This is a genomic window from Aeromonas sp. D3, assembly GCF_027705025.1.
Classification (GTDB): domain Bacteria; phylum Pseudomonadota; class Gammaproteobacteria; order Enterobacterales; family Aeromonadaceae; genus Aeromonas; species Aeromonas salmonicida.
Genome location: NZ_JAPDBE010000084.1, coordinates 1 through 3,385 on the forward strand (window position 1 = coordinate 1; position 3,385 = coordinate 3,385).

At 62.6% G+C, this 3,385-nt stretch carries 3 protein-coding genes; all 3 read right to left on the bottom strand.

The window, feature by feature from the left end; translation table 11 throughout:
- Positions 1-515: 515 nt before the first annotated feature.
- From mphR(A) to OKC28_RS22795, 3 genes are read right to left on the bottom strand one after another with little or no spacing between them, the layout of a single operon-like run.
- Complete coding sequence (gene mphR(A) / locus OKC28_RS22785) at positions 516-1,100, bottom strand: macrolide-binding transcriptional repressor MphR(A) (RefSeq protein WP_001137892.1); 585 nt, start codon at positions 1,098-1,100, stop codon at positions 516-518.
- Positions 1,100-2,338 carry a macrolide resistance MFS transporter Mrx(A) gene (mrx(A), locus tag OKC28_RS22790; protein WP_000004159.1) on the bottom strand — a complete coding sequence of 413 codons (1,239 nt, stop codon included), beginning with the start codon at positions 2,336-2,338 and terminating at the stop codon, positions 1,100-1,102. The genes mphR(A) and mrx(A) overlap by 1 nt, the downstream gene beginning before the upstream one ends.
- Entirely contained in the window at positions 2,335-3,240 is a 906-nt protein-coding gene (locus OKC28_RS22795; RefSeq protein WP_000219391.1) for an Mph(A) family macrolide 2'-phosphotransferase, read from the bottom strand. Before OKC28_RS22795 ends, mrx(A) begins: the two co-directional genes overlap by 4 nt.
- Positions 3,241-3,385: the final 145 nt, after the last annotated feature.

A 3,385-nucleotide genomic window follows, 5' to 3' on the forward strand; every position in this document is an offset into this window, starting at 1 on the left:
ACCATTTCGCAGCAGCCGCCTGATCGGCGCAGAGCGACAGCCTACCTCTGACTGCCGCCAATCTTTGCAACAGAGCCCGCCGTGCTAGTCTGCTCGGTGATGGTGGAGTGAAGCCAACCCGCAATCGGGTTATGAATCTGCATCGCGATTCGCAATCAGCTGTCTCTTGAGCATGTCGAACTCCTGCGATGTTATCTCGCCGTGCTCGTGCTGCTACACCAACTTGTCCAACTCATCCGCCACACCGCTCCCCACCACCTGCGATGGCCAGGTTGTTTGCTGGGCGCATTGGCGGAGTATCGTCTCGACCCGGGACACCCACACCGGCACAACCTTACGGGAGTGATTCACTGTCAAAGAATCGGCCCGGTGCTCTGACGCAAGTATCGGGATGGTCACCATTTGTAAGCCGTAGACCTGAGTGGTGATCAAGACTTCGATACCACCGACCGTACCGGTACTAATCGACGACGGTCGTGTTCGTCGCCTGCCGCAGGGACTCTGCACACCTCCGTTTACGCATGTGCCTGGAGGAGTTGGAAATCGTCGTGTTCGGGAAACATTAAACACAGGATGGCAGCGATCTGAGCCAGCACATGATCAGCTAGCTCACCATCCGGATCGACGGCCCACTGCATCGTCGCGCCAGCGATGACCGAGTGCAGGAGCAACTCAGCTGCCGCAGGAGCACCTGGGGGCAGTCGCTTGCGGATCCCCTCCACCACCGCGCGGTTCCGCTGGATCGCAAGCGTGCGTAGCTCCGGCACCTGGAGCTCGTACCAGGAGATGAGATAGTTCACCGAGAAGTCGTTGCGAGTGTTCATGCTCCGAACGAGCACCTGCAAAAATTCCCAGAGCCCTTGCGGCCCTGCGCCTATCGGTATCGCATTCAGGTAATGCCGCACCTGCTCGACGCCGCGCTCCATCATCCTCACCAGCAGCGTATCGCGGTTGGTGAAGCGCTGGATTAACGCTGCGCGGGAGAGCCCCACCTCCTTTGCTACTCCGCTGAGCGTGAACTCTATGGGACCGCAACGCTTCAGCACTACGGTGGCGGCCTCGAGTACCTCGTCATCGGACTTGAGCTTGGGGCGGGGCATCAGTGTTCACCTTCTGTATGGGTTGGGGCGGAGGCTGTGGCTGCCGCCGCCATTGTAGCAAATTGAAGACGGAGCGAGAGTAGAGCCACGAGCCCCGCAAACACGGCCGATACAACGAGGCCAGGGAGCGGACCAGCAAGGTCGACAAACGCGCCGGCCGCAAGCATAACCATGGGCGAGGCTGACAGCATCACCGCCGAGACCGTGCCGAGTACCCGGCCGAGAAGTTCTGGCGGCGTGCGGTTGTAGATGGCAGCGTTGAGAATGGGAGAGACTGAGCCGGTCAGCAGTCCCACGAGCGCGCCCAACAACATCAGCACCGGCACGCCTGGCAACTGTGAAAGCAGAAGCGAGCCCACCGCAGAGCCACAAAATGCCACCGCCAGCCAGTTCTGCGCTGATATCCGGGCGCCGACCGACGCATGAATGGCAATGCCAAGGAGACCACCAGCCCCCATCATTGAGGAGAACAGCCCGAGCTCTGCTACTTGGCGTCCTGCATCTACAAACAGCGCAGGCATGATGACGCTGCCGTTGGCGCCAACGATGCCCACGAAGATCATCACTATACCAAAGAGAGGGCGCAGCAGGGGTTCGCTCCAGAGAAAAGCGACGCCGGCGCGCATGGAGAGAGTCGCCGTCGTGGTCATCGTCCGAGCGGCACGCGCGGGAAGCACCCACGCGCCGAGCAGACCTGCAAGGACGGAGCAGAACGCCGTCAGCCCGAGCGTTGGCGCAGCGCCAAGCAGGCCGATTGCGGCCCCCCCAAGGGCCGGGCCACCTAGAATCGCGACGTTCCCGATCACCGCTTTCAGTGACGAGACGCGCTCAACGGAGAGCCCGGCGACGTGGCCGAGTTTGGGCAGCTCACTGTCCTGCGCGGCCATACCGGGTGCGTCGAACGCGGCACCGAGCACCACGCAAGCGATCAGCCCAGTGTTCGAGAGGGCGCCAACGGCATCGAGCAGTGGGATGCTCGCCATGGCCACGCCGCCCACCACACCCGAGATCAATGCGACGGGCGCGCGCCCGAACCGATCGACGAGGCCACCACCAACCCACGCGCCGATGATGGTCGCGATGACGCTGCTAGCGGCCGTGGCGCCCGCCCAGGCCGCGCTCTTTGTATGAGACAGGACGAACCATGGAAGCGCGAGGGCCGCCACCGCGTTGCCGATCCGGAAGAGAAAGGTCGCCGCGAACAGCGTCGCGAGCGGGCTATATCGACGTTCGCTCATTCCGCTGCGGCGAGCTGCGCCTTCGCCGCAGCGAGGTACTCTTCGTTACCCGAGTCGAGGGCGAAGAGTGCGTAGGTGACCGCCCCGAACGCAAGGCGCTCCGCGATGTGGTGGGCGAGCCGCGGCCACACCCGGCCACCGGCCGCTTCATACGTGAGGAGGAGCTTCGCGAGCCCCTCTTCACCAAAGACCATAAGGTGCGCGGCCATGTCGATGGCAGGGTCATCAACGCGGGCCTCGCTCCAGTCGATCATCCCGCTGACGCGCTCCGTGTTGTCGATGAGCACATGGCCCACGTAGAGATCGCCATGCACCACCACGGAGAAATCTGGCCACGACGAATCGTCGTCGAGCCAGCGCTGCCACCGGTGGAGGCGCTTGTCGTTCACCACGAACTCGCGTCGGACGCGGTCAACGTCGTCGGCCACCTTCTGACGGGCCTGCGTCGGTGTACGGATGAGCATCCCCGCATCCACGGCGGCGGAAATGGGGACGGCATGCAGGGCGGCGAGCGCGGTCGCGAAGCTCTCCGCGAAGACCTCCGAGTCCTGCGGCACGACCCAGTCGGGCGTGGACGAACCAGGCTGGATGACCATCGCAGTCGAGTCTTCGAGCATGGGATAGGCAACGAGCTCGGCGTTGGCCACGCGCCAGTCCGGCACCGCGAACGGCAGGCGATTCTTGAGCATTGCCAGCACCCGCGCCTCTGGTTCGACCTTCGCGCTTACCTCGGCTCGGCGCGGGATGCGCAGCACCCACCGACGTCCATCGTCGACGGTGGCGATCACGATCCTATAGTCGAGCCCAAGCTCATTGACAGTCAGCGGGCCATGGAGCTTGAGCCCATGTCGGGCTGCAAGTGCGTACAGTTGGGAGGTATCGGCGGTCGTGACTACGGTCATGATTCACTCCTGAGGGCTTGACGGGTTTAGCCACCTAAATGTAACAGTCACGTCGGTTATATTCAATCCGGCACTGTTGCAAAGTTAGCGATGAGGCAGCCTTTTGTCTTATTCAAAGGCCTTACATTTCAAAAACTCTGCTTAC